Source organism: Longibacter salinarum, assembly GCF_002554795.1.
Classification (GTDB): domain Bacteria; phylum Bacteroidota; class Rhodothermia; order Rhodothermales; family Salinibacteraceae; genus Longibacter; species Longibacter salinarum.
Genome location: NZ_PDEQ01000008.1, coordinates 135,001 through 159,738 on the forward strand (window position 1 = coordinate 135,001; position 24,738 = coordinate 159,738).

Genomic DNA, 24,738 nt, shown 5'->3' on the forward strand with positions numbered 1-24,738 from the left:
TTGAACCTGGACGCCGCGTCGCAAGCGGAAGAGAAGTTCGCCTTTTTGCGACGCCTGACTCGACGGCCGTTCCAGAACCTCAGCCACGGACGCCGCCGTCGGATACCTCTTCGACTGAACCATCCGATGAGTCTGACGAGTCGAATGACATCTCGTTCTAGACTTGATGCTCGTACGAGGCAGCATTAATGAAAAAGGGCCTTCCCATTTCGGGGCAGCCCTTTTCTCATATACCGAATCTGCGCGTCGCCCGATACGTGTTGGCGATCTCCGTGCGGACACACGCACCTTAGCGCTGTTGTAACACAAACGTATGTCCTATTAATGGGGATACCACAATACGTCAGGTCACCCGTCGCTATGCCATTGCGTTTTCCGGTCCGGCGCTAGTCTTCGACCGACACGTTCAGGTTTTCGCCCGTATCGACGCGAACCTGTTCGTCGTGCTTCGTCTGGATCAGGCGCCCTACATAATCGGGCTGAATGGGATACTCTCGGTGTCCCCGGTCGATCAGAACGACAAGTTGAATCGATGATGGTCGGCCGTACTGGATCACCGCATCAAGGGCCGCGCGGGCCGTTCGTCCGGTGAATAACACATCGTCGACAAGAATAACATCGCGGCCGTCGACATCCGGGGCGCCATCGGTTACGCTCGGGCGCTTTGCCCCGTCGGGCTGATCGTCGCGGAACGGTGTGGTGTCCAGCTCATGAACCGGGACATCGTGCCCCTCGATATCTGCAATCTCTTCGGCGAGCGCCTCTGCAAGCGGAACGCCACTTTTCAGAATGCCGAACAACTCAAGGGTTGAGGCGCCACGGTTGCGTTCGACCAGTTCATATGCGAGGCGGCGAAGCGTGCGCCGGACCCGCTTCGTCGACATGATTTCGACGGTCGGCATGAAGGGCTGCAATCCAGAAAAAGAGATGGAGTGGTACTTCGGCTCGGTCGATATTCTGCGCCTTCTTACTCGCCCGCCGCTTCGGCTTTTGCCGGCTCGTCGTCACTCGACCGATTCGGGCAATTCTCCCGGATGCAGTGGCCGTACATGTTGAGCGAGTGGTGCTTGATTTCGAACTCGTAGATCTCAGCGACCATCTCCTGGATGCTCTGAAGGCGCGGGTCGCAGAACTCGAAGAGCTCATTGCAATCCATGCAAATCAGGTGGTCGTGCTGCCAGTAGCTGTACGCGCGCTCGTACTTCGCCTGATTCTTTCCGAACTGATGGCGAACGACCAGCTCGCATTCCAGCAGCAGTTCCAGGGTGTTGTAGACGGTGGCTCGGCTCACGCGTGTGCCGTCCTGCTTGAGACGAAGGTACAGCTCGTCCGCATCGACATGATCGTCTGTCTTGTAGATCTCTTCGAGAACCGAGAAGCGTTCTGGCGTCTGGCGCTTGTTTCGCTTTTTGAGAAATGCCTCGAAGATCGATCGCACTTCGTCGAGCTTCTGCTGCGGCAACGTCGACATGAGCGTCCGTGTGAAACCTGAAGTATCATACATGAACGGGATTCGGCTCGACCGTATATGCCGCCCGAAGTCCGTGTCGGATGAACCGTCGCTCCATCATGGGGTTCCTCTCTATGCCCCTGTGCGAGCGGAGTCAAGCAACCGATCTACGTCTGCTCGAATCTTCCCCTGAATGCCTGAGATTGAGTCTTCTCCATCCAGGCGAAGGAAGCGTTCAGGTTCGTTTCGTGCCAGGATGTCGTATGCGCTGGCGACGCGTGTGTAGAAACTCTCTGGTGCGCCTTCCATACGGTCCGGCCCCGTTCGTTGGCTGCTTCGACGGTCCAGCGCCGTTTGCGCATCTACCTCGACAAGGTAGGTGCGATCCGGCACGAGTCCGCCTGTTGCGCGGCGATGGAGTTCCTTGAGCCACCCATTGTCGACCTCGCTCACAGCGACATCCCGGCCCGCCCCCTGATAGGCGGTGCTGGAATCGTAGAAACGGTCGCAGATGACGATGCGCCCGGCTTCGAGAGCGGGGCGGATCTTTTCGCGAGAGAGCTGCGCGCGGGCCGCGGAGAACAGCAGGAGCTCTGCCATCGGCTCGATGTCCACGTCTTCGTCGAGTAACAGCGTCCGCACACGTTCGGACAGGTCCGTGCCGCCGGGCTCTCGGACGATCAGAGGCTGATAACCGGCATCGACGAGGTACTCACGGAGCAGTTCAACCTGCGTGCTCTTGCCGCTGCCGTCAATTCCCTCGAATGAAATGAGTAGCATGAACGTCTAATCGTCATCATGGAAACAACCCGGCACCTCGTATACCGGCACGCGCGCGGACCGGTAGCCCTGTGTTGCCGCTTTATGTTCGGACTTGAGCTAGATGATTGGAAATGCTCATCCGGAGGCAACGAATAGCGCATTCCGATTTGCTGCAACACGTCTCAGGGCACTTTCCATCCGCTGTGTCGTTCCCTTTGAATGCGCGTGCATGTTTAGTTTCGAGCGAATCTGGCGCACCTTTACTCACAACAAAAGGTGATACTCCAGCACATCGTCTCTTCTTGCAACTGAACAGGTGTGCGCAGTATAATATACCGACTCCGGGTCCTTGTCGGATTACACATCCACTGGGCTCTCTTTGCACAACGTGCTCCACCGACGAACCAGCTACCGGCGCGACATGAGCATGTTCGACTTCGGCTTCGACGACTACGAAGACTCGGCATACGAGTCTCACGTACGCGAACTCGTCGCGTCCTACGAGGACGACCCTGATTCGTACTTCGACTCCAGCGCTCTGGAGGACATTGCTACCTTTTATTTCGAGAGCGGAGAACTGGAGAAGGCGCTAGAGGTGATCGACCATCTACTCCACCTCCATTCGTATACATCCGACGCGTGGATGCGTCGCGGCATCTTGCTGAATAACCTCGGTCGGCATGAGGAGGCGCTGGCGGCATATGAGGAAGCATTGTCGCTGAATCCTGTTGATACGGAGACGCTCATCAACAAAGGAATTACGTTGGACAGTCTGGGGCGCACCGAAGAAGCGCTGACGGCGTACGAGGACGCGCTCTCGATTAATCCGCTTCACAGCGAGGCTCTCTTCAACCGGGGCATCACGCTGGAACGAGATGATCAGCTTCAGGCGGCGGTGCGAGCATTCGAAGCCTGTGCCGACATCGAGCCGGAGCACCCGGAAGTCTGGTATGAGCTCGGGTACTGTTTTGATCGACTCACGCAGGACGAACGGAGCGTTGAGTGCTACGACAAGCATCTGGACGTTGACCCCTTCTCGCAGGATGCGTGGTACAACCGCGGCATCGTGCTGAACCGCATGGGTCGCTTCGAAGACGCCGTATCCAGCTACGAGATGGCGATCGCGATCCAGGACGACTTTGCGTCGGCTCATTACAACCAGGGGAATGCCCTGGCCAATCTCGGCGCACTCGATAGGGCGGTCGAGAGCTATAAGCGTGTGCTGGAACTGGAAGGTCCGGACGCGGCGACGTTTTATAATATCGCGCTCGCGTACGAGGAACAGGAGGCATTCGACGACGCCTTCTCATACTACGAGCGCGCTATCGACGAAGAGTCGTCGTATCCCGAGGCGTGGTACGGACTCGGAAGCTGTTACGATGCCTACGGTCAGTTCGACTCCGCAATCGAGTGCTTCGAGCATGCATTGCAGCTCGAACCCGGCTCTCCGAAATTCTGGCGTGCAAAAGCCGATTCTGCATACAAGGCCGGCCGAGTGAATGCCGCGCTCGATGCGTATCGCAATGCGGTTGACCTTGATAACACGAACGAACACGCCTGGGTCGGCTATGCGGAAACGCTCTTCGAATCTCAGCGTCCGGAGAAGGCGCTTGAGGCATACCGGCAAGCCCTCCAGCTTGCGCCGGACTCCGCCGGCACGTACTTCCGCCAGGCCAAAGCCCTTCTCGCGCTCGGGCGGGCCGACGAAACCATTCGCTCCCTGAAAACCGCATTCCAGCTGGATCCAGCGACGAAGGAAGAATTTCGATTCGCCTACCCCGATCTGTACCGAAACGACCAAGTTCGCCAGATGCTGGGGCTCGACCGACGCTGATCCCCCGCAGTCACCTCTTTTGCCTCAACGACCTCCAGGCCGGTGCTCTATGCATCGGCCTTTTTGCGTACTGCGCACGACGCTCTATTCTGTTTTCGTCTCTTCCCCTCTATGATTCGCTCCCTTCTACGCTTCTTTGCCTCCGGCCTGCTTATGGGCGGCGCGGACATCATTCCCGGTGTCAGTGGAGGCACGATGGCGCTCATCGTTGGCGTCTACGAACGATTGGTCGCGGCCGTAAGCTCCGCAACGTCGCTTGCGGTTGCCCTCGTTCGCCTGGACTTTGCCGATGCGCGCCAACATGTTCGCGAAATCCCGTGGATTCTGGTTCTACCACTCGGGGCAGGCATCGTAGTCGCCGGAGCCATCGGCGCTCGGACGATCCCGCCGCTGATGGACGCCCACCCGCAACAGATGAACGGGCTCTTCCTCGGGCTCGTCGCGGCGTCGCTTGTCATCCCCGCGCTGCGGATCGACCGGTTTCGGCCGATGTACCTCGCGGTCGCGATTGTCTTTGGCGTCGTAACCTTCTTCCTCGTCGGGCTTCCCGTTTTCGCGACCGACGCCCCGTCGCTGCTGCGCGTCTTCGGTTCTGCGGCTATAGCGATTTGCGCGATGATCCTGCCGGGCATTAGCGGCGCCTTTCTACTGAAGGCGATGGGCATTTACGAGCCGACTCTCGAAGCGCTAAATGGCGTGCTGGAAATGAATGCTGCCCACCTTCCGTACGTACTGACCTTCTGCGCGGGCGCTGCCTCTGGGCTCGGCGCATTCGCGAAAGTGCTGGATTGGCTCCTCGAACATCGGCACGACCTGACGATGGCGGCGCTGCTCGGTCTGATCGCAGGCGCACTTCGCGCCCTCTGGCCGTACGTCAACGCGGATGGCGGTCTTCGCGGACCGGTCCCCGGTGAGCCGATTCTCCCCGTTATCGGTCTCGGCATTGCAGGTTTTGCTGCCGTAATCGGGTTGATCTGGTGGTCCCGGAAGGATACGGTCCAGGCAAGTGTCGAATGATCGCCCATCCACGTCCGGGCCCACCTCAATTTTCTCTTCTCCATGCCCTATGTTGGACCGGCGTGCGTTCTCGCGTGTGCTCTGATACATTCTCCTCGACGTATCGCCCCCATGCGCCTTTTTCTATCTTTCTCTCTTGTCCTCACCCTTCTAATTACCGGATGCAGTTCTACGGAGACTGCGTCTACTCCCTCCGCTGATCCTGGTACCCCCGAAGAGCCGCTCCAGACGGAGGTTGTCCGGTTGCGAGATGAGGTCCGGACGCTCCGCGACTCGCTCCAGTTTTACGACGACGTCGATTCCGGGCAATACTACCGCGAATTGCGGGCCCTGCGCGACCAGACGGCGCGGATGACGTACGAACTGGATGCCCTTCGCGACGGCGGACAAACGCTTTCGGAGCGACGAGTGGATCAGCTTTTTCAGCCTGCTTCAGCCACACTTACGGAGGGTGGCTTGGAAGCACTGAAGCCGGTCGCCGCCCAGCTGCGTCAGGCGTATCCCGAACGCGAAGTTCGAGTCGAAGGACACTCGGATGATACGCCGCTCGGTGAGTCGATGAAAGAGACGTACCCATCAAACTGGGAACTCTCCACCGCTCGAGCCGCTGCCGTCGTGCGCGCGCTGATCGATCTGAGTGGACTCGATGCCAACCAATTTGTAGCCGTCGGGTATGGCGCTACTCGTCCGGTCGCCAGCAACCGAACGGCGTCGGGGCGCCGGGCCAATCGTCGCGTTCGCGTGGCCGTTCTGCCACAACCGCGCGACTATTCACGCCCGTTCGAGACGTCCTGGTAGTCACCGAGTCCTCCTTCAATCAGACGAATGAAGACGCTCGTCCCCCGGTGCGCCCACGTGACAAATCGCTCTTTTTCCCTACGGATCGCTTTCCATGGCTCGTTTTCTTCGCACCGCAGGTGCCGTGATCGTCGTCCTGCTGCTTCTCTTCGTCGGCTTCTGGTTCTGGGCGTCGTCAGGGACGCTTCCCGAAAGCGAACGTGCACAGGTCAATAACTACGGGTCGTCCACTTTCCCGTCCGACACCGTGTCGGTGATGACGTACAACATCGGCTACTTGTCGGGCATGACGAACAACGAGCCGGTTGAACGAGAGAAGGCGCTGTACGACCGGAACCTCGAGACGGCGATCGAACTGATCGAGACGGCAGACCCAGACATCGTTGCTTTCCAGGAGATTGATTTTGCCGCTGCGCGATCGTTCGGCGTTCACCAACTCGACACGCTCGCACAACGCCTGTCGTACCCAACCGCGGCAAAGGTGGTTAACTGGGACGTTCGTTATCTACCGTTTCCGTACGGCTGGCCGTCCGTCCACTTCGGACAGGTCATTTCCGGTCAAGCGGTGCTCAGCCGGTACCCAATCGTCAAACACGAACGCACTGTGCTTGCAGAAACCTCGCGTCCGTACGTGAGCCGCGTGTTCTACCTGGACCGACTGGCGCAGCAAACCGACATTGTTGTTGGCGAAGACACATTGTCGGTGGTCAACGTGCACCTCGAAGCTTTCGAAGACTCCGTTCGCCGTGTGCAGGCGACAGAAGTTCGTGCGCTGCTCCAGCCGCTGGTCGCATCGCAGCGACCGGTGCTTTTGATCGGCGACTTTAACGCGATACCGGACGATCCCAACGATAAAACGCTCCAGCTCGCGACGGCGGGATTCGATCTAAAACGTGCAATGCCGTCGGTCTCGTCCCCGAGTGGCACATATCCGGCCCGTGATCCGAAGGCGATGATCGACCACATCTTCTATACGCCCGCTCACATTGAGCCCATTGCGACCGCAATTCACTGTGGACCAGCGGATGATCCGCCATCGGACCACTGCGCAGTCAGCATGCGCTTCGCCCTCTCCTCGGATTCCACGGCCGAGATGTCGACCGCTCCGTAAGGGGTCAAGGGCCGATCACGCGCAGGAGAACGTGGACAAACGACGCCACGCCGCCCAATGCAGTGCACGCAACGCCGAGACGCGCAAAGTGGGGTCGATGATCGTTGGCGAGTGCGAGGAGAAGAACCCCGACGCCGAGAAGTGCACTCAACGAGGCGAGACCGACATCGCCAAGAATCGCGAGAATGCCCGCGAGGAAAACAAAGGCGATGACGCTAAAAAGCGTTGAGGTAGAAACCGTCGTAGGCTCCGGACCAGCACCCGGATCAGAAGGCGGCTCGGACATAGAACAAGAAGAGCTGTGAGACAGCCAGAGATGCAAGAACCACGTCTGCGGTTCGATCAGATGGACGCCTCCCGGTATCGTTCAGTTCCGATGAAGACGAGCGCAGTCATGCCGGAGCGACCAGCGTACCGATTGCATCGATCAGCATAAACGCGACGGCAAGGGCAAAGCAGACGTAAGCAAACCGGCGCTGACGCGGATCATCTTCTGCCTCTGCGCCCGCCAGCAAGATGAGTCCGCCACTCAGGGTCACTGCAGCGGCGATCATCCAGGTATCGCGAAAATAAACAAAAGGAAGCCCCGTCACCGCCACAACGAGTGCGGCGATGCGGAGCGTCTTCGGATCGAGGATCGAGGTTGTATCCGACATCAAAGGACAATCGGTCGGCGTTCCGTTTCTCGGTCAGGCCGTCGCAGGCTCGCGCGACGCCGACTCTTCTGTATCCGCCGTCCAGTTGCGCGCTTCGGCGATCTTTTCGCACTGGTGACAGCGGATATCCCGATCCTTCGCCTTGAAACACGGGCGCGTGCTCCATGGCGCGGGAGCTTCGGGAAGGTTGAGCTGCGCAGCCGTGACCTCTGCCAGGGTTTCGATGAACTTGGGGTGGCTGTTGAGCGCCGGCATCACGTGGTAATGTGGAATCACCACGCCGTCGTCCTCCTCCAGCTCCTCCGGAATCTCGATCGCTAGCTCGTAGCTCGTCTCAATGTGCTCCGTCACGAAGGCGACGGGAATCACGAGGATAGCGTCTTTTCCTTGCTCCTCGTGGAGTCGAATGAGTTCATCGGGTGTGCCGGGTGTCAGCCATTCGGCGGGGCCGACCTTGCTCTGGAATGCCGTCGTAAACTCGCGGTCATGGCCTCTCTCCTCCATGACGTGCTTTACGGTCGAGTGCACGAGGCAGCAGTACGGATCGCGCCGCTTCTTCATTTCCTTCACCGGCGTCCCGTGGGCCGAGAAGAGAAGGTGTACGTCGTCGCGGATCTCTTCAGGGAATTTCTTCAGCCCCTCGTCGATGCGGTCAGAGATGGCCTGTACGTATTTCGGATACGCTGCGTACTCGAACACGTACGACGTCGGCCATTCCGGAATTTCGCCGGCCTTTTCCAGCTCTTTCCAGTAGGAGAGCGACGCACCCGTCGTCGTCTTCGAATACTGCGGATACAGTGGGAGAAGTACGACTTTGTCGACGCCGTCCTCCTCCATTTGCTCGGCCGCTTCCTCGCTAAACGGCTTCCAGTACCGCATCGCGATGTACGTCTTGAACGTCGCGCCCGAGGACTCGCCGTAGCGCTCGTTCAGCATCTGCTCAAGATGGTCGGACTGCTCCCGGGTGAGATCGTTGATGGGGGAGCCACCGCTGTCCTCGATTTCCGCGTAGTCTTCTGCGACAGATGGCGCGCGAAGTTTCGAGATCAGCCGGCAAACGGGGTGGCGCAAGAACCCGGGCAGTGGGATGTCAATAATCGCCGGGTCCATGAACAGATTGTACAAAAACGGGCGAACCGTATCCTGCGAGTCCGGTCCTCCGAGATTTAGCAAAACTACGCCGACAGTGTCGCCCGGCTGGACGTCTAACGCGTCCGCGGAGAAGAACGACCCATCGACGATGCGCTGGTCCTGATTGTAGTTTTCGTAGTTGTAGCGACGCAGAAACTCGCGGGGCGTCATGGGCGGACGGGATCAGTGGGGTGCATCGAGATGACAGGGACGACGTATGTACGTCGAAGTGCTGCGACCGTGCACACGAAGCGTGGAATATTGCACGCGTGTAACGATCATGAGGATCGCGCGGACGCCATGTCTTCTGGCTGGTCCGCGGGCTCGAAGGAAGACGATAAACGCTTGCTATGGAAGTGGGTTCAGGTCCACTGAATTTCAACATCCCCTGTGCGGCTGGCCCTGACTCAGGGACCAGCCTTCGACCAGAGTGATTATCGTGCAGCACACTCGCCCAAACCACAGCGGAAAGGCGAAAGAATAAACATACCCACATATAAACCCACATTTTGCCCCGACTGGCACCCGGGGCGAAATACTAGTCGCGAGAGTATCGAGATCGCCCCGAAACGCGACTTCTACCGAACGCCACCCAACCCCTGGATCACGGCACGATGTCGCCGCACAAGACAATCTGAAGGGTCGTTTTTGTGAAGGAATGGTTCAGATATGTGCTTTTGCCCCATCATTCGCAGAATTGATGAAGCGAGCGTGGTGGCCATGAAATGATCCGGTGCTTCTTCAGGAAGAAGAGTTCAGAACCTGTTTGGCGGACAGCCTTCGTCCATCCAACGGTACGGACCTCCCGACGGTCGGTCCTCGCGAGGCTTTCACCACCAGGCTCGGGTGATCTCGCGCACTGTGTTTACTGCGTCATTGCGAGAGGATCGAATGATAGACATGAATGGGTACGCTAAAGATTTCAAAGTGCATCCGCCAAACAGGTTGTCAGTCTTCCGTTCGGGCCGTTGGGACCGTTGCCGCCGAGTCTGTCGCCGACGCACGATCTCCGCCATTCTCGTCGTCCGTGCTCTGGCGATACCACTGGCCCATTCTATCTTCGAACCATTGCAGTAATGCAGGAAGGAAGACGACCGCCGATAGAAGGGTCGTACCAATTCCCACAACGGCGAGCGACCCAATCGAATTGAGCCCAGGATGAAAGCTGAGTAGCAGTCCACCGAATCCCATCATGGTTGTAAGTGAACCGATAGTCACGTGCTCGCCCGTTGAGCGAAGCACCTGAAAAATCGAGCCCCAGCCCTCCTCGCGATAGCGGTGCACCAGGTGGACGCCTGCGTCATTGCCAATTCCAAGAACCGCCGGCAGGACGATCATATTGTAGAAGTTGAGTTGCAGGCCGAAGATTTCCATGAGCAGCAGCATCCACAGAATTCCCACGACGAGCGGGACGAGCGCGAGGGCGGCCCAGCGCACGCTGCGGAAGTTCAGATACATGAGAAGTGCGACAATCAGGAAGGTGCCGAGGACCATCCAGGGCGCCTCGCTTCGCATAATCCGCAGCATATCTGCCGCTACCAGGGAGGTCGATGCAGCGTGGTAGACCTCGCCCTCATTTGTTCGAATTGTGCCCACATCCTCGAGGAAGGCAATCGATTTACGCCCGTCCGACAGACCGACCGACGGGTAAATGATAACAAATGTGCCGATTTCCCCCGACTTGGTCGTAAACTGCTTGCGCAGGAAGTCGGGCAGTTCGATCAGTTCGATTGCGTCCCTCGTCTGCGCGGCGCGGCGGAGCTTATCGATGGCTTCGCCTTCCTGCCCTTTCAGGTACTTGTTGTTCTCCAGCAGGTCACGGATGTTCGCGATGCGCTGGAGCTTCGCCTGACGAGCCGTGTCCGCGAGCGGGAAGCGCTCCTGCAGACTTTCGACGCTAAGAATGGTCGGCGAGGTTGTGTCGCGACGTGCCTTTTCACGAACGGCTTCCACGATCTCCGGCACGTCCTCCTGCGAGTCCGCAAGGATATACGCCGGGTTTCGCTTGGACGGACCGCTGGTCGTGTCCGGTGGCGAAATACGACCGATCACCTCGGCTCGCTCTTCATATTGCGTATAGTCTGGCTCCAGCGCACCGAAGTCGTACTGAAATCCGACCTGAGGAATCATGATCACGGCCGCCACTACGGCCAGGACGCTGCCGACCACAATCGGGCGAGCGGCCGGGAAACGGCGATCCTCACGGGTCGAAGTGCGGTTATGCCGGGGTTCGCCGTCGCCGGATCTGGCCATCGCGACGTTGCTCCGGAGGTCAAGCAGATTCCCGCGCTCGAGTAGCCCCAGAAGCGCCGGCATCACGATCGTCATGGCGATGAGGGCGAAAATAACGCCCGTTCCGGCGATGGCACCAAACTCAGAGAATCCCTTGAAGTCGGCAGGCGTGAGCACGTACAGGGCGGACGCGGTGGTCAGTGCACCGACGGTAATCGCCTGTCCGGTGGACACGAACGTCTCCTCCGCGGCGCTGGTGATGCTTCGACCTTCCGCGCGCTCCTCCGCGTAGCGCCCGTAAAAGTGGATGCCAAAGTCGATCCCCAGGCCAAAGAGGACAAGGCCCAGCGTCGAGGTCATGAGCGTTAAGCGCTCGAACATCAGATAGGCAAACCCGCCGGTCCATGCCAGACTCATCAACAGCGGCAGACCGATCACAAGCGCCATGATGGGCGTACGAAAAAGCTCCTGCAGCATGACGCGAGGACGGAATCCCCCGCCCCCGGTACGCGCCATGTTCGCTTTGTAGAAAAAGTATCCAACGACAAGCAGGATTACGGCAAGGACGCCCGTCCCGAAGGATCCAGCCACATCATTCTGAATCGTCTTCACTTCGACCAGGCGGCGGTACAGACGCCCGGCGAGCGTCACCTCCATCTCCGCATTGTACGCGTCTGGCTCCATCTGGTCGACAAGTCCACGGAGATCGCTATAGAGTTGCTCGATGAAAGCAATGTCCGTGTTCGTGCCGCCCGGGTAAAAGCGCAGAACGAGGGTTGTGGAGTCCGGCGACACAGGGTACCGCTTCCCGACGAGATCATCGTACATTGCTTCGAGCTCTCGCCCCGATGCCTCTCCATCCTCTTCTTCCTCGTCGTCGAGATCGAAGTAGAACGGGTTCGCCTCGAGTTTCGCCTGCTCGATTTGTTCATCGAGATAATTCTCGACCTGCCTCAACTCTTGATCTGACGCAAAGTAGAGTGCGTTATCCTTCAGGTACTCCACGTCCCGCTTGTATTCCACACGCGTGAGATACGACTCGCCATCCGGCCCTTTCAGGTCGAGCGCTTTCGGAATCAGCGCCTCGGCGAACTCCTTATTCGCTTCGAACGACGGGCTCGTAATGCCCACGGCGACGTCACTTTCGCCCCCGACGGTCTCTTTCAGCTCGTTCAGCGCCTGCACCGACGGACGATCTTCGGGGATGAGGTTCGCAAGGTCTGAATCGATGCTGAGGTTCCGCGCGAGCATGCCCCCCGCCGCCGTAAGCAGAGCAGCGGCCAGGAGGACCCAGCCAGCATTGCGAACGACGCCGCGTATGAAGGGACGAAGCGATTCGAAAAGGCGATGCATGAAAGCCGAGGTTGGGTGAGATCAGAACAAATACCCGACTGAATTCGAAAGCCGGGCGACAGAAGGGTGTGCGTCGGATCAGCGGTCGTGCAGGCCACAGCTGGCTGGACGACGCCTGGATGTCATCTGTTATTTGCGCTCGAACGGTGGCAGAAGACGAATATCGTCGAAGTGAACTTCAGCCGTGTCATCGGTGGTGTCGGAATCGCTCCAGAACGTGATCGAAAGCGGTCGGTTGGGCGGGTCCTCGCCGAAGACCTGACGGTAATCGCTGGGGATGTCTCGCATGACCTCTTTCCACTCGCCCATGCGAGGTTCTCTTGCCGAATCCACAACGATCACTTTGAGCGGTCCGAAAGATACGACCGAGCCCACGGGAAGCGACGAGCTATAGGTGTATTTGATGCTCTTCGGGCGTCCGAGCCAGTCGGACCCAAACGTCACGTAGAGAGCGCCTCCTGTATCATTCTCTCCCCGCTCGCTTGCGCCATCCGGAAGTTTCACGGCTCGCCATCGCCATGCGATCCGTGAATGGGTTTTCAGATTCCAGTCAAATTCCTTACCGTTGCGCTGCGTGTAGCGGAGCGCTTCGCCTTTGGTCGAGACGCGGAGGTATCGATTCCCAGACTGTTTTTTTACTTCGACCGTCTCGCCGGGATCGCTCGCCTGATCATATGAAATGACACTCTTATCACGCTTCACAAAAACCCACTGCTCCGGAAAACTTCCGGGTTTATACGACTCGAAATCATCTACAATGATCGGAGACGGTGCAGCCTGTTGCTCTGCCGCGTCACTCAACGGCTGAGCCTCGACGGCAGACGGAGCGGCTGATGCACTCAGCAGCACGCCGATCAAAACGGAAACAAGGAGAACGAGGGGCGGGCTCTCCAAGACCGGCGCTTTCATCAGAGCGGTACGCTCCATAGTAAGACATGCTTTTGTTCGAAGAACGGGATGACATAGCCGCTCGCCAAGTCGAAGAGGTAACGAGTCCACCTTCGCACGAGCAATGATTAAACGGCGGACACGCTGCAATTCGTGCTCGGGTCCACCCACCGCATACACGATTTCAGTATCGGCGGTGTTTAACTGTGAGCACGGGGGCTAGTTTGACGTTTATACCTCTAACGTTCGCAATATCACCTGTTTGAACTGAAGCACACAGTTACGTTACAGCAGAACCGAAAGGGAAATTCCTCAAGATATAATTGCTTGCTCAGCACCAACCACAAGGAGGTTCAAGACACGCCAGTGCCTCCATTGGCGTACATCCCTAGCTGGTATTTCGGGATGTCGCATAAGGGAAAACCTCACGTCAAGCTGGGCCGAATCTATCACTTGGACTCGGGCCCATTGCCCGTTCTTACGTGAAGAGCGGGCTTCCCCGTCAAGTAGCACTGTAGATTCCTTGCGCGACCTATGAATCCATATCAGAGATCTCTCCGCGTAGTTTCGGGCACTCTTCTCGTGTACGTCGTGCTCGTCGCCACTCATCTCGGCGAGTTTTGGCCATTTAGCATCTACCCCATGTTCTCGAAGGCGGGTCAACCCTGGTCGCGAGCTATCGTGCGTGAAGTCCCGACCGATGCCGATGCTACATCCTGGGAAAGCATTCGTCTCGACCAGCTGCCGGGGACAGCCTTTCCTATGCGCCCCAATGGCATCAACCAGAACGATATCGCCAATTATATCTCAAAAACGGACGTATGGACTCATTCCCGACTCCGGGGATTCCGGAGTCTTTTTGAAGGCACGCATTCATTCGATCGACCGCTTCGTGCTTACAGAGTCCGAGGAACCCTGGCCGGTGACAGTGTCGATGTTTGGGTGACGCCCCTCTTAGAAATGACTGCGGACACCACGTTCTTTCATCCATCCGTAGCTGTCGATCTATCCCCCCGACATGAACAGTCCGCTTACGCCAGCACAACATCTGACCGCTAACCCTCCTACTTCTGGAGCAATCTTGACTTCGACGACTTCTTCCCGCTCTATCCCTGCCGCATGGTGCCGACATGAAGAATTACGCCCGGGCGCTGAGTCATCAGCTCTTTGACTTCAATCGTGATGAAACGTGGGGAGACATTTGGCATGTTCGGCTCGTGGAGCTGTTTCTGATTGGCTACACGCTTGACTTCTGTTGGACCTGGGGGACATATATCCAGAACAACATCACGGAGGTGATGCTACCGCTCGGAATCGCCGAGCATATTGACATCTCTTTTCTCTTCGACCACAATCTGGCGATCTGGAACGCCGCGATCATTACGGCACTGCTGTTTCTTGGACTTTTCCGCCTGTGGCGCCCTGCATACGGTGTAGCCATCGTACTCTTCCACCTGCAGTATGTGGCCCGCAACTGCCTAGGCGAGATCTCTCATGGTTCCAACCTCGTCGGGATGGGCATCCTCCTTCTGGGTCTCGCGCACCTGTTTTTCACCGGGGCGTCGGAACGGCGACGGTTTTTAATGGGATCGCTGTATTTCTTCATTGGTCTCGGCTACACCTCGGCTGCAGTGTGCAAGCTCGTCGGGACCGGCATCTACTGGCCCGATGGTCACCACCTCATCATGTGGATCACCGAGCGAAGAGTGGACGTGATTTCGAAGTTCGGTGCCTTCCAGCCAAACGGACTCCAGAATCTCGTACTTGGCGATTACCGCTGGGGCACCCTCATCCTGATGTTTGGTCTTCTCGCGGAGGCGAGCAGTTTCCTGATGTGGTTTAGAAAACTCCGCTACGTCATCGTGATGCTTGTCTTCTCCATGCACATTGGCATTGTGGTCTCGATGAACATCTTCTTCGAGGCATCGACGTACTTTTTGCTTCTACTTGGGCTGCCCTGGCACGACCTGCTTAACTTCGGTCGAGACAAACTTCTGGGTTTTCCGAAGCGAGAGGTATCAGAAACTGCTCCGCCGTTGATGGGATGACCGTTGAGGATCTCTCATTTCGCACGCAATAAGCCGCACCTGCCTCAACCCAAAACCGATTCAAGACCGCATACAACTCGCTTTGCGGCATCGCTGAAATCGAATCTTTCTTTCCCTACTATCTCATCGGTAATGACCAAAGCGACCGTTCAGCGCCTGTTTGTCTTTATTTTTGCCGGCCTGATCGCTCAATACGCTCTTGTCGGCGTGATGGGTACTGTGGCGTCCGAACCCTGGCCTGCAGTTGTACTACCGGGATTCAAATCGGTATACGACAATGGAGACGAAATTGTATTTGACAAGGCCTCGATACAGATCCGCTTTACAGACGGAGGGTCGGCAATTGTTCGCACACCTATGTTTTTGCATGAAATGCCCGGATCGCACCACGCAGTTTTCCTATCGAGGCAATGCCGCCCGGCCTCCCTCAGTGGGACCCGTGCTACAGAGCGATGCATGCGCGATGAAAAGCGGCAGTGGTTCGTCTCCCGCGCACACACATTCTTTCCAGATCGATCGGTGAAGAGCGTGGACATCGTGTGGTCTCGCCTCCGATTTGCCCCTAACGTTGATGCAGAACCGCGTCATACACCGCTCGACACCCTCCGGCTCAGTGTCTAAACGCCCTCTGGTGCGTTTACTGCCTACTAACGAAGAATTGCTTTCTGGCTGAGGTTTGTCCAATGGCTACGTTGTCGTCTTGGCTTCACCACCGAATATTTGACTCGTGCAAGGTAACAGCAGAGGGACTCGCTCTTTATCGCATCGCGACCGCGAGTTTCGTCTTACTGTTCGGAGGGCCCGGATTCAATCCGTACTTCGCGTTTGCCCCGTTCGCAACGCTTCCGGATGCGATGTACTTGCCGCCCCCGGGTGTGATGCAACTGATTCCCGGATTCCCGTCGGAGGTGTTTTTTCAAACACTTCAGGTGATGATCGTTCTCGCCTGGGTTGCCATTTTATTTGGATACCAAACGCGAATTGCGTCGCCGCTGGCGACTGTCTTAATGCTCGTGGGATTTGGCTACACCTATTCGGTCGGCAAGATAAATCACAACATCCTGTTCGTGCTGCTTCCGTTTGTCATGGGCCTATCGAATTGGGGAGCTGCCTTTTCAATCGATGCCAAGAGAGGTCGCGTTTCTCCTGATACCGCAAGCTGGCCCATTCCGCTCATGATGCTCCTAACCGGGTTTGCCATGTTTACTGCTGGCTTTCCTAAAATCTTGGGCGGGTGGCTCGACCCCGTGACGCAGGCAGCACGGAGCCGTTTCGTGAAGGGCTTTTTTGTAAACGACCGGACCGACCTTCTTGCAGAGGCGGCGTTGACGGTCCAGAGCGACGTTCTATGGGAGCTACTCGATATAGCCACTGTGGCCTTCGAGATCGGATTTCTCTTTGCTCTCGTAAGTCCGTGGTCAACACGGCTGTTTGCAGCCGGCGCAGTGTTCTTCCACACAGGCGTGATGCTCATCATGAACATTGCCTTCCCCACCAATTTCATCGTCTACGCGGCCGTTCTGCCATGGTCTCGCATGGCAGAACCCGTTCACACATGGGTGTCTAGGTTACGTCCTTTTAGTACAGCAAGGTACGTCTCTGCAGCGGGTATCGTCGCTATTTTCTTCACAATCGTAGGTTCTCCTCTTCTCTGGCTCGACTTCGGCCTTGCGTCCGACCTTCAACCGGTCGACATCCTGGTTGTGGTCCTCGGTCTGCTTACAGTGCTGGCTCTTGTCATCCTGAAAATGTGGAACCGCAGTGTGAGACTCGGCCACGAATTATATCGCCCGCTTAAACCCAACGTCGAATCGTCGAGCCAGCAATAGAGTCGCTGGAAAGGAAATATCCTAGACCCTAAATCGCGCTTTCGCAATGCTGCGTGAATCCGACCGCGCCAACCGCAGGATACAGCGTACCCCTCACATGAGGGGTACGCTGTATCGGAGAGTTGCGTCATTCGTCATCCTTGCATCTTGGTGATCCTTTCCCACTTGCGTTAGAAAGGATTGGAAGCCACGCTCAGCGACGCTACATGCACCTGAGCTATAAAAACGGATCCAGAAACGCATCTGCTGGTAGGTCCGTCCCCTCTGGCTCTTGCTTCTACCGGTTTACGCTCATGCGACTCCTCTTTGTCACGCAGGATTTTCCTCCGGCTGTCGGCGGAATCCAAACGTACTCTTGGGAACTGGTTCGCCGGTGGTCAGATGTTGGAGCTGTTCACGTGATTGCCCCGAGTCACAAAGATGCTAGCGATGTCGATACTTCCCTTTCGGCACGAGTCACGCGCGTACCGACAGCTCCGGAAACGTTGCCCCTGCGTGGCATCCCGTCGATCATTCGAGTAGCCCGCTCATTTCAGCCGGATATTGCTTTTCACGGCCAGTGGCATACACTGGGAGCCTCACTGCTTGCACAACGTCTTACGGGCTTCCCCCGACGAATCGTATGTGCTGCCCATGGGCGCGAACTTCTATTCAACCCACTGCACTCTATTCCACTCGTACGATCGACCTATACCCTTCTGCGGCGGTCGCTGCTGCGGATACCGGATCTGTTCGTTCCTGTGAGTCGCTACACGGCGGACCTTCTCCATAGCGAAGGAGTGGACCCAGCACGTACTCACGTTATGCCTAATGGCGTTGACCCAACACGCTTTCAGCCACTCACGCACTCGAACGTGCGGGCGCAGTTGGATATGGCCGACCGCCCCACACTTTTGACGGTTGGACGACTCGTGCCGCGAAAAGGCCTCGACACTACGATCTGCGCCCTCCGTTCCGTTCTAAAAAGCGTTCCTGATGCGCAGTATCTCATTGTTGGCTCAGGCCCAGACCAGGAACGACTTCAGCATCTCGTCTCCCATCACGACCTCACTGACTCTGTTCATTTCATCGGACGTGTGGCGTGGGACAGTCTTCCACAGTACTATAACGCAGCAGATGTCTTCGTCATGCCCTCGCGCGAAGACCCGCCGGATGTCGAAGGCTTCGGGCTCGTATTTCTTGAGGCGAATGCCTGCGGGACCCCCGTCGTGGGTGCCGCCGCGGGTGGGGTGCCTGATGCCATTATTGATGGAGTCACCGGCTACCTTGTGCCTCCCGCAGACCCGGATGCCCTAGCAGATGTACTCGTTGATCTGCTCAAGCATCCGGCTCGCGCACGAGAGATAGGACAAGTTGGACGCCTGCACACGGAAGGAGAAGCCAGTTGGGATCACGTAGCCAACGCGATGTTGCACGAGATCCGGGCAACACTCTGAGCGGAGACGAGCGAAGTCCCTCGGTAATGAGCGCGTCTTGAGCGTAATATTGCGCACGGATGACTGTTTTCAGCGTATCTTCAGTACGCTCGGCCCGACCCGTGATGCTTGGCATCGATCATGCCTCATACAGATGTCCCCGCATTTGCACACGACCGATGGGGCAGCATTTCGTGGTCGGGCAACTCTAGTATGTTGATTCTCTGCCGGACGCTTTCTCTTCTTTCCCTGTGCCATTTCCTATCCAATGCCCCATCGACTCCGCCACCTTTATGGTTCTCTGAAAGAAAGGTGGCAAACGGTCTCGCAGAACCCCACGGGGCAGAAAGTAATAAAGGTATTCCGTTGGGTGGTCGTTGGGGCAATAGCAAGCTACTTAGTCTACCAGCTTAGCGAGCTGGGCTGGCGCAAGCTCTGGACGTCGTTGCCGACGACGCCGGCCTTTTACATCCTGCTCGTTCTGATGTACGTCACACTTCCCGTAACCGAAGCCGTGATCTACGGAAAGGCCTGGGAGGTCTCATCTCGAAAGCTCCTTCCGGTCCTCTTCCGGAAGCGCGTCCTTAACAACGACGTGCTTGGCTATTCGGGAGAAGCCTATTTCTTCCTGTGGATGCAGCGGAATTCGCAGATCGAGCGGCGCCGCCTGCTGACGACGATCAAGGACAACATGATCATTTCGTCCGTCGCGTCCACGTCCGTCGCCTTTTTGCTCCTCGCGGCGTTCTTCCTATCGGGGCAGGTCCAACTGCTGGAGCAGTATCTTCCGGACGCCACGTCGACCCTTGCCGCAGCTGTTGCAATCATCATCGTTGTGGTAGCCGTCGGTCTCGCCTTCCGCAGGGCCATTTTCTCGCTGTCGGCCTCCTTGCTCGGCGTATTTGCGCTCGGCCACCTGGCCCGGTTCGTCTTCAACAACGGGTTCCAGGTCACGCAGTGGGCGCTCGTGATTCCGGAGGTCCCGCTCGGCACGTGGATCACGTTGCTTTCGCTCTACATCATCATCAACCAGGTGCCCCTTATCCCGGCACGTGGTCTCTTCTTCGTGACAGCGAGTGTGGAGCTTGCGGGAACGCTTGAAGTTCCTGCTGCCGCTGTCGCCAGCATGCTGCTGGCACAGAACCTGATCGATCGCGGGCTCAACTTTCTGGTATACATCGGAACCACCGCCGCAGAGGCTACGGGGAGTGAACCCACCCCGGATGATGAAACTGCCATTCCAGAGGAGATTCGCTAACTGCTGTTTGGTCCACTTCCACTTCATGCCGCTCTTTCGTCCTCCCGCCTCGGTTTCCGCTATCGGGCAAAACGCCAGGATCGCCATCGTTCTGATCGTGATGGCTCTCTTCTGCGGTTCGCCTGTCGCCCATGCCCAGACGACATCGTCGGACACGACGACGGCTTGGACCGTCCGGCTGGGAGCAGATGCCCTGCTGGCGTCGGACGACGGCCCAGCGTTCTGGGCGTACAGCAATCAGTATGGGACGGTAGACCGCACGTCGTCGAACGGACTCATTCGGGCCTTCGCAGAGCGTCGCACATCCTTTTCCCCTTCACTAACGTTCGCCACGGGAAGCGAAGTGATTGCGCGCACGTCGGAGAACCCGGACGCATTTGCCCACCAACTTTACGGACGGCTCCGGTATCACGACTTCGAGTTGCAGGCCGGCTGGTGGGAAGACGCGCCGAGCGGACTGCTCCATCCGACGCTATCCATCGGCTCGCTTGGGCGTAGCCGCCACGCTCCAACCCTGCCGAAAATCGCCCTTCGCGCGCCATCGTATGTAGATGTGCCGGGAACGAATGAGGCTCTCGCCGTCAAGGGGTACTTCGCTCACGGCTGGCTGGGCGACGATCGCTACGTGCCGGGCTCGCTGCTTCAGGACAAGTCGCTCTATTTCCGGGTTTTCCGTCCCGACCAGCGTGCACAGCTTCACGTCGGCCTGCTCATGCACACGATCTGGGCCGGGACGCATCCGCGGTACGGTGATCTGCCCGACGGACCCATCACCTTTCTTCGCGTGATGGGAGGCCGTGCTGGCGACGTTGATGCCCCAGATATCGAGCAAGACGGATCCCTCGGCGCATCGTCGGCCGGCTACGATCTAGGCGCATCGTTTTCGTATGGAAGCACGGATGTCCTCCTCTCCCGATACTTCCACCACACCGATCGGCCCTCCCTCTTTTTCCGCAACCCATGGGACGGGATCTGGGGACTTCGGGTCGAGCGCCCTCAGGGACAGCTTCTGGAAACGGTTCTCTGGAATCACCTGCGCACCACGCGGCAAAACGCCAGGTTTTCGCAGGGGGAAGAGCGCGGAGAAGACACGTACTACAACAATTCGCTGTACTTGAGCGGGTGGACGTACGAGAACTGGGTGCTCGGATCACCGCTCATGTTGAAGAATGAGAACGGTCCGGGCGTCTCAAACAATATCGTGGTAGCGCACCACCTCGGCGTTGCGGGTCAACTTCCCGGTGACGTGGACTACCGACTGAAGGCAACCTACAGCCGGAATTACGGAGCGCAGCACGTCTGCAGTGATGCAAGTTGCACCCAGCGGATCGACCGTCGAACACCGCGCACAGATCAGTACTCTCTCATGGCGGATTTTTCGAAAACGGTAAATGCACTTACTTTTCGAGCAGCGGTTTTCGCCGATTCTGGCGCGCTGTACGCCGATCGTACGAGCGTTCTGATTGGATTCTCATGGAAAGCGACCGGTGGGCCGATCTTTTAGGGTGGGTTTTCCCCTCGTTCCTCCATACCTTTGCGACATAGCCCCGTCCGAAACCACAGCGCGAACAAGTACCCTGCTTTCCTGATGCCCAACACCTACGAGACGATCCAGGTCGGCGATTCTTATAAGTGGAATAAGGTCGTCACGGCGGAGGACGTAAAGTCGTTCGCACAGATCACCGGTGACGACAACCCGATCCATGTCGACGAGGACTATGCAAAAGAACACTCCCGCTTCGGCCGCCCTGTCGTGCACGGTGTTCTTTTGCTTGGCCTGATTTCTAAAGTTCTGGGTCGCGATTATCCTGGCCACGGCAGCATCGCTGTCGCGATCTCTTGTCGCTTCCTCCGCCCCGTGACAGTTGGCTCGGAAGTTACGGTCGAGATCAAAGTATCTGAGAAGCTTGAGTCCAGCAAGCACATCAAAGTGAAGGTCTACATCTACAAGGAGAACAAGATGGTCCTCGGGGGCGAAGGCCGCGTCATTCCACCGACCGAAGAAGATGGCGAACTGCAGATGCCCGAGAAGTAGTCGCTGATGCCGGGGCCGGACGAGGTTCAACACCGGCCCTCCGTCGCGAACTCTTCTGCATCGTCTCCCTCCTCTCTTCCGGTGATCCTGCCGCGGCGCCGTCGTTCCGCGGATCTGCACCGGTTGTCGCCGAATACGTCAGGCACGCTCCTCCCCACCGGTCGGCCTTCCAGACAAAGGCCACGAAGGCCTCTCCGCGAGCCGTCTGTCGACCGTTCATGTACCGCTATCGGCCCACTCTGTACGTTCTTTTCCCGCTGCCCCCCGTCCCCTTGCTCGTTTTCTCGCTCCGGCGCTCCCCGTGTCGCCCGCTCCGCATGACGCACCTGCTATCCATCGTTGGCCTGTTGGTCGCCGCTCTGCTGACGCCTGCCGTTGCCGAGGCATCGCGCCCGGTTGTGGCGGATACGACGACGGCCGACTCCGCACGCACGCCGATATCCGTCGACGAGCGGCCGGCGGAGCGCGAGATTTGTCCTGTCGGGTGCACGCCCGTACCGAACCGTGTAGACTATTCGCCGCTTCCCCCGCAGGCCACACTCTCGTACTGGGCGCAGTCGCGACGGCTCATGATTCTGGATCGGGAGCACTCCGTGGGCAACCGCTTCTTCGACCGAGGCGTCTTTCGGCATGTCACGCCGTTCACAGATCGCGAGTACGAGCTCGATCTGATGGCCTACCGGTTCAGCCCATTCGAAAACGCACAATGGACACGGGCATCCGGTGGGCTGCGGATGCGAGCCGGCAGTGTGGAACGCGACCTCTGGGCGATCAAGACCGAAATCAAAAACACCGTTGCGCTCGGTGATAGCGCCCGGCATTACTTCACGATCGATGGCATCATTCAGGAGGACCCGCAGGTGCAGCGATCGTGGCTGCAGATGAGCTATGCCTATCGTCTCGCGCCGCACCACGCGGTCGGACTACGACACACGTTCTCCCAGTACAAATATGACCTGGACGTCACGCCCTATTACGCCTACGCATCTCCTAAATGGGGGCAGGCATCGGTCGGCCTCACGTTCCTGAATGCGTATAGCAACTTTATCTACGAGCGCCTCGGCATTAATGAGGAGGTGCTGGACATCGTCCGCGTCTACGAGACGAAGCCCCTTCTTCTCGAGCTAAGCTACTCCTCGCCCACAACCTACGCGTTGCGTGGAGAATTCCATGCGGGACTGCAACCGAAGACGCGAAGCCTCTACTTTTCTCAGACGGCAGATTCGTACCGCTTTCGGGACGCGGAGACTGCCCACTATCTCGGGGCTCTCCTTGAGTACCGGCTCGACCCCGTCACGGTCGGCGTCTACGTTCAGCAAGACGGTTCGTCGCTTGCCCGAGAGACAGCGGGAGACAGCCTCGACACATCATATCGGACGGAGCAGACGCAGCGGAGAGTCGGTGCGTACGTGCGCACGTCATGGCGCAAATTCCGGCTTGAGGCCAACGCGTTTACGGGCTTCTACGACGACATTCAGTCGGGCGACAACTTCGAGATGTCCACACTCGATGAGGCCTTCGCCTTTACAACAGAGACCAACGGCGTTCATTCGCGCCTCGTCTATGAACCGGAGGGATTGCCGTTTTTCGGCGTCGAGTACCTGACGTTTCTTCGGCGCCTTCCCGCAAACGCCCGGGCCCTGGTCCCGTGGTCTGGCAAATACTGGGACATCGGTCCCGACAACTACCGGCTCGTCGGCCTGATTGGCTACCGCTTCGGTCGCGGTTCGGTCGCGATGGGCATCGGCTACGATACGGACGGCGACTTCAACGCGGATAAACCGGCGCCCCTCAAGCGGTTCGACAACGGCTTCTTCCGCTTTGCGATGACGTGGTAGCAACGACTGGACTACGATGGATCTACCTCGCCGGCGGAGCGCAGCGCGTCTTCTGTGGTAGCGTCCTCCTTGTCAGCTGCCTCCTCCATCGATGTCAAGCTGGAATCGTCTACTCCAATCTCTTCTCCACCGTCTTTCACAGACAGTGCTGTAAAAAGCGCAAAGTTAAGCACGCGGTCAATAACACTGCGAGAGAGCAGCATTCCAGCCACAACCGCGACGGGGACACCGAGAGACTCAGATGCTTGAATGCCAACGCCAGCAAATACAAGGTCGCGTGATGGGATGAACGGGATTCGATTTAAGGCGACCAGAATCACGAGCAACGTTGCCCAGGCCTGAAAAGGCGCATCTGGAACGACGACCCACCACTGAATCACCTGCACCACGCTGGTGACGACGAAGCGGGCGAAGTGAATGCTCAGAACGTATCCCAGCGTTCCCGCCCCCAGCGTGAAAAGAGTTTTCCGGAAGCGGACAAAGAGGCCGATGATCATGATGAACGCCAGTCCGCCGAGCGCGATATAGCCCGGTGTTGCGTTTCCGATTAGCTCTTCTAGAGCCACCCATCCGAATGAGAGAAAGCTCACGAGGATTAGCGCCGCAACCGTGATCGAGGCAACCGAAGACAGAATCAGATTATCTTTAATCTCGCCGGCAATCTGCCGGGTCGGTCGGCTGAGGCGCTTCCGGGCATGGGCGAGAAGAAAGAACTCGCCTGAATATCCAACGACATCCGCGTTAAGGACACGCTTTCGCATCATCAGTGAGAGAATGTCGAGCTTCGGCATCTCCCAAAGTCGTCCGTAAATCGCGGTTTCCGCAACCGGCAGCGTACAATAGATCACTAAGATGGTAAGGTAAAAGTAGGGCGTTGTAGGCAAGGATCGCCACAACTCCCCCCATCCAATCTGGGTCAGCTGGTAGATCAGGTACATGATGACCCCGCCGACCACAAGGTACCGCAACCAGCGCAGAAGCACTTTTCCACGATCAGAGTCCGTAAAGCGCCGAACCCGTTCGCGAAGTGTATCTAAATCAGTCATCAACTATTTCTCCGATCCTATCTTCTTTCCGGACGTC

Annotated in this window: 21 protein-coding genes (1 of these 21 only partly in view); 12 read left to right on the top strand and 9 right to left on the bottom strand. The window is 57.8% G+C overall.

The genetic code is table 11. The features are described from left to right. On the top strand, nucleotides 1-161 hold the end of the coding sequence (locus tag CRI94_RS14895; protein ID WP_098077558.1) for a PASTA domain-containing protein. 754 nt of this gene lie to the left of the window's left edge; the window shows 161 of its 915 coding nt (coding positions 755-915); its start codon lies off the left edge, out of view; it ends in the stop codon at nucleotides 159-161. A gap of 225 nt (nucleotides 162-386) precedes the next feature. On the opposite strand, the gene pyrR is transcribed toward CRI94_RS14895, so the two are convergent. From pyrR to tmk, 3 genes are all read right to left on the bottom strand, one after another. Next, nucleotides 387-902: a bifunctional pyr operon transcriptional regulator/uracil phosphoribosyltransferase PyrR gene (pyrR, locus tag CRI94_RS14900; protein WP_098077708.1), complete on the bottom strand. Its 516-nt coding sequence runs from the start codon at nucleotides 900-902 to the stop codon at nucleotides 387-389. 65 nt (nucleotides 903-967) lie between these two features. Beyond that, nucleotides 968-1,471 (bottom strand): Fur family transcriptional regulator, encoded by a 504-nt coding sequence (locus tag CRI94_RS14905; protein ID WP_098077562.1) that lies wholly within the window; start codon nucleotides 1,469-1,471, stop codon nucleotides 968-970. Nucleotides 1,472-1,582: 111 nt separating this feature from the next. Continuing rightward, entirely contained in the window at nucleotides 1,583-2,230 is a 648-nt protein-coding gene (tmk, locus tag CRI94_RS14910; protein WP_098077565.1) for a dTMP kinase, read from the bottom strand. 403 nt (nucleotides 2,231-2,633) lie between these two features. Here tmk and CRI94_RS14915 point away from each other — a divergent pair, with 403 nt between their 5' ends. The 4 genes from CRI94_RS14915 to CRI94_RS14930 all read left to right on the top strand — a co-directional run bounded on the left by CRI94_RS14915 (nucleotide 2,634) and on the right by CRI94_RS14930 (nucleotide 6,972). Next, nucleotides 2,634-4,046 carry a tetratricopeptide repeat protein gene (locus CRI94_RS14915; RefSeq protein WP_098077568.1) on the top strand — a complete coding sequence of 471 codons (1,413 nt, stop codon included), beginning with the start codon at nucleotides 2,634-2,636 and terminating at the stop codon, nucleotides 4,044-4,046. A gap of 111 nt (nucleotides 4,047-4,157) precedes the next feature. Beyond that, on the top strand, nucleotides 4,158-5,063 hold the full coding sequence (locus CRI94_RS14920) for a DUF368 domain-containing protein (RefSeq protein WP_098077571.1): 906 nt from the start codon (nucleotides 4,158-4,160) through the stop codon (nucleotides 5,061-5,063). Between the two features lie 111 nt (nucleotides 5,064-5,174). Then, nucleotides 5,175-5,861, top strand: coding sequence for an OmpA/MotB family protein (locus tag CRI94_RS14925; RefSeq protein WP_245846214.1), 687 nt, complete (start codon nucleotides 5,175-5,177; stop codon nucleotides 5,859-5,861). Nucleotides 5,862-5,955: 94 nt separating this feature from the next. Continuing rightward, nucleotides 5,956-6,972, top strand: a complete 1,017-nt coding sequence (locus CRI94_RS14930) for an endonuclease/exonuclease/phosphatase family protein (protein WP_098077574.1) — start codon at nucleotides 5,956-5,958, stop codon at nucleotides 6,970-6,972. 4 nt (nucleotides 6,973-6,976) lie between these two features. On the opposite strand, the gene CRI94_RS14935 is transcribed toward CRI94_RS14930, so the two are convergent. From CRI94_RS14935 to CRI94_RS14955, 5 genes are all read right to left on the bottom strand, one after another. Beyond that, nucleotides 6,977-7,258 carry a hypothetical protein gene (locus CRI94_RS14935; protein WP_098077578.1) on the bottom strand — a complete coding sequence of 94 codons (282 nt, stop codon included), beginning with the start codon at nucleotides 7,256-7,258 and terminating at the stop codon, nucleotides 6,977-6,979. Between the two features lie 106 nt (nucleotides 7,259-7,364). Further along, nucleotides 7,365-7,628 carry a hypothetical protein gene (locus CRI94_RS14940; RefSeq protein ID WP_098077581.1) on the bottom strand — a complete coding sequence of 88 codons (264 nt, stop codon included), beginning with the start codon at nucleotides 7,626-7,628 and terminating at the stop codon, nucleotides 7,365-7,367. Between the two features lie 33 nt (nucleotides 7,629-7,661). After that, a complete protein-coding gene (hemH, locus tag CRI94_RS14945; RefSeq protein ID WP_098077584.1) occupies nucleotides 7,662-8,930 on the bottom strand; it encodes a ferrochelatase in 1,269 nt (422 codons plus the stop codon). A 777-nt stretch (nucleotides 8,931-9,707) separates the two neighbouring features. Continuing rightward, the gene (locus CRI94_RS14950; RefSeq protein ID WP_098077587.1) at nucleotides 9,708-12,344 is read right to left on the bottom strand and encodes an efflux RND transporter permease subunit; all 2,637 of its coding nucleotides are present in this window, start codon (nucleotides 12,342-12,344) and stop codon (nucleotides 9,708-9,710) included. Nucleotides 12,345-12,473: 129 nt separating this feature from the next. Continuing rightward, entirely contained in the window at nucleotides 12,474-13,271 is a 798-nt protein-coding gene (locus CRI94_RS14955; protein WP_098077590.1) for a DUF3047 domain-containing protein, read from the bottom strand. A gap of 1,091 nt (nucleotides 13,272-14,362) precedes the next feature. Between CRI94_RS14955 and CRI94_RS14965 the strand changes: the two genes are divergently transcribed. The 7 genes from CRI94_RS14965 (at nucleotide 14,363) to CRI94_RS15000 (ending at nucleotide 23,655) form a co-directional block, all read left to right on the top strand. Next, on the top strand, nucleotides 14,363-15,280 hold the full coding sequence (locus CRI94_RS14965) for a hypothetical protein (RefSeq protein ID WP_245846215.1): 918 nt from the start codon (nucleotides 14,363-14,365) through the stop codon (nucleotides 15,278-15,280). Nucleotides 15,281-15,963: 683 nt separating this feature from the next. After that, on the top strand, nucleotides 15,964-17,109 hold the full coding sequence (locus CRI94_RS14975; protein WP_098077598.1) for an HTTM domain-containing protein: 1,146 nt from the start codon (nucleotides 15,964-15,966) through the stop codon (nucleotides 17,107-17,109). A gap of 293 nt (nucleotides 17,110-17,402) precedes the next feature. Beyond that, nucleotides 17,403-18,545: a glycosyltransferase family 4 protein gene (locus CRI94_RS18060; RefSeq protein WP_098077601.1), complete on the top strand. Its 1,143-nt coding sequence runs from the start codon at nucleotides 17,403-17,405 to the stop codon at nucleotides 18,543-18,545. Between the two features lie 349 nt (nucleotides 18,546-18,894). Next, nucleotides 18,895-19,782 (top strand): hypothetical protein, encoded by an 888-nt coding sequence (locus CRI94_RS14985; protein WP_245846217.1) that lies wholly within the window; start codon nucleotides 18,895-18,897, stop codon nucleotides 19,780-19,782. A 25-nt stretch (nucleotides 19,783-19,807) separates the two neighbouring features. After that, nucleotides 19,808-21,286 carry a capsule assembly Wzi family protein gene (locus tag CRI94_RS14990; RefSeq protein ID WP_179862341.1) on the top strand — a complete coding sequence of 493 codons (1,479 nt, stop codon included), beginning with the start codon at nucleotides 19,808-19,810 and terminating at the stop codon, nucleotides 21,284-21,286. Nucleotides 21,287-21,370: 84 nt separating this feature from the next. Then, nucleotides 21,371-21,817 carry a MaoC family dehydratase gene (locus CRI94_RS14995; protein WP_098077611.1) on the top strand — a complete coding sequence of 149 codons (447 nt, stop codon included), beginning with the start codon at nucleotides 21,371-21,373 and terminating at the stop codon, nucleotides 21,815-21,817. Nucleotides 21,818-22,134: 317 nt separating this feature from the next. Then, nucleotides 22,135-23,655, top strand: a complete 1,521-nt coding sequence (locus CRI94_RS15000) for a hypothetical protein (RefSeq protein WP_098077614.1) — start codon at nucleotides 22,135-22,137, stop codon at nucleotides 23,653-23,655. A gap of 11 nt (nucleotides 23,656-23,666) precedes the next feature. On the opposite strand, the gene CRI94_RS15005 is transcribed toward CRI94_RS15000, so the two are convergent. Next, nucleotides 23,667-24,701: a hypothetical protein gene (locus tag CRI94_RS15005; protein ID WP_098077617.1), complete on the bottom strand. Its 1,035-nt coding sequence runs from the start codon at nucleotides 24,699-24,701 to the stop codon at nucleotides 23,667-23,669. Between the last annotated feature and the right edge of the window lie 37 nt (nucleotides 24,702-24,738).

Bases quoted from the DNA above. Each gene is read 5' to 3' on its own strand.
- pyrR (WP_098077708.1), bottom strand. From the start codon at position 902: ATGCCGACCGTCGAAATCATGTCGACGAAGCGGGTCCGGCGCACGCTT.
- CRI94_RS14905 (WP_098077562.1), bottom strand. From the start codon at position 1,471: ATGTCGACGTTGCCGCAGCAGAAGCTCGACGAAGTGCGATCGATCTTC.
- tmk (WP_098077565.1), bottom strand. From the start codon at position 2,230: ATGCTACTCATTTCATTCGAGGGAATTGACGGCAGCGGCAAGAGCACG.
- CRI94_RS14915 (WP_098077568.1), top strand. From the start codon at position 2,634: ATGAGCATGTTCGACTTCGGCTTCGACGACTACGAAGACTCGGCATAC.
- CRI94_RS14920 (WP_098077571.1), top strand. From the start codon at position 4,158: ATGATTCGCTCCCTTCTACGCTTCTTTGCCTCCGGCCTGCTTATGGGC.
- CRI94_RS14925 (WP_245846214.1), top strand. From the start codon at position 5,175: ATGCGCCTTTTTCTATCTTTCTCTCTTGTCCTCACCCTTCTAATTACC.
- CRI94_RS14930 (WP_098077574.1), top strand. From the start codon at position 5,956: ATGGCTCGTTTTCTTCGCACCGCAGGTGCCGTGATCGTCGTCCTGCTG.
- CRI94_RS14935 (WP_098077578.1), bottom strand. From the start codon at position 7,258: ATGTCCGAGCCGCCTTCTGATCCGGGTGCTGGTCCGGAGCCTACGACG.
- CRI94_RS14940 (WP_098077581.1), bottom strand. From the start codon at position 7,628: ATGTCGGATACAACCTCGATCCTCGATCCGAAGACGCTCCGCATCGCC.
- hemH (WP_098077584.1), bottom strand. From the start codon at position 8,930: ATGACGCCCCGCGAGTTTCTGCGTCGCTACAACTACGAAAACTACAAT.
- CRI94_RS14950 (WP_098077587.1), bottom strand. From the start codon at position 12,344: ATGCATCGCCTTTTCGAATCGCTTCGTCCCTTCATACGCGGCGTCGTT.
- CRI94_RS14955 (WP_098077590.1), bottom strand. From the start codon at position 13,271: ATGGAGCGTACCGCTCTGATGAAAGCGCCGGTCTTGGAGAGCCCGCCC.
- CRI94_RS14965 (WP_245846215.1), top strand. From the start codon at position 14,363: ATGAAGAATTACGCCCGGGCGCTGAGTCATCAGCTCTTTGACTTCAAT.
- CRI94_RS14975 (WP_098077598.1), top strand. From the start codon at position 15,964: ATGGCTACGTTGTCGTCTTGGCTTCACCACCGAATATTTGACTCGTGC.
- CRI94_RS18060 (WP_098077601.1), top strand. From the start codon at position 17,403: ATGCGACTCCTCTTTGTCACGCAGGATTTTCCTCCGGCTGTCGGCGGA.
- CRI94_RS14990 (WP_179862341.1), top strand. From the start codon at position 19,808: ATGCCGCTCTTTCGTCCTCCCGCCTCGGTTTCCGCTATCGGGCAAAAC.
- CRI94_RS14995 (WP_098077611.1), top strand. From the start codon at position 21,371: ATGCCCAACACCTACGAGACGATCCAGGTCGGCGATTCTTATAAGTGG.
- CRI94_RS15000 (WP_098077614.1), top strand. From the start codon at position 22,135: ATGACGCACCTGCTATCCATCGTTGGCCTGTTGGTCGCCGCTCTGCTG.
- CRI94_RS15005 (WP_098077617.1), bottom strand. From the start codon at position 24,701: ATGACTGATTTAGATACACTTCGCGAACGGGTTCGGCGCTTTACGGAC.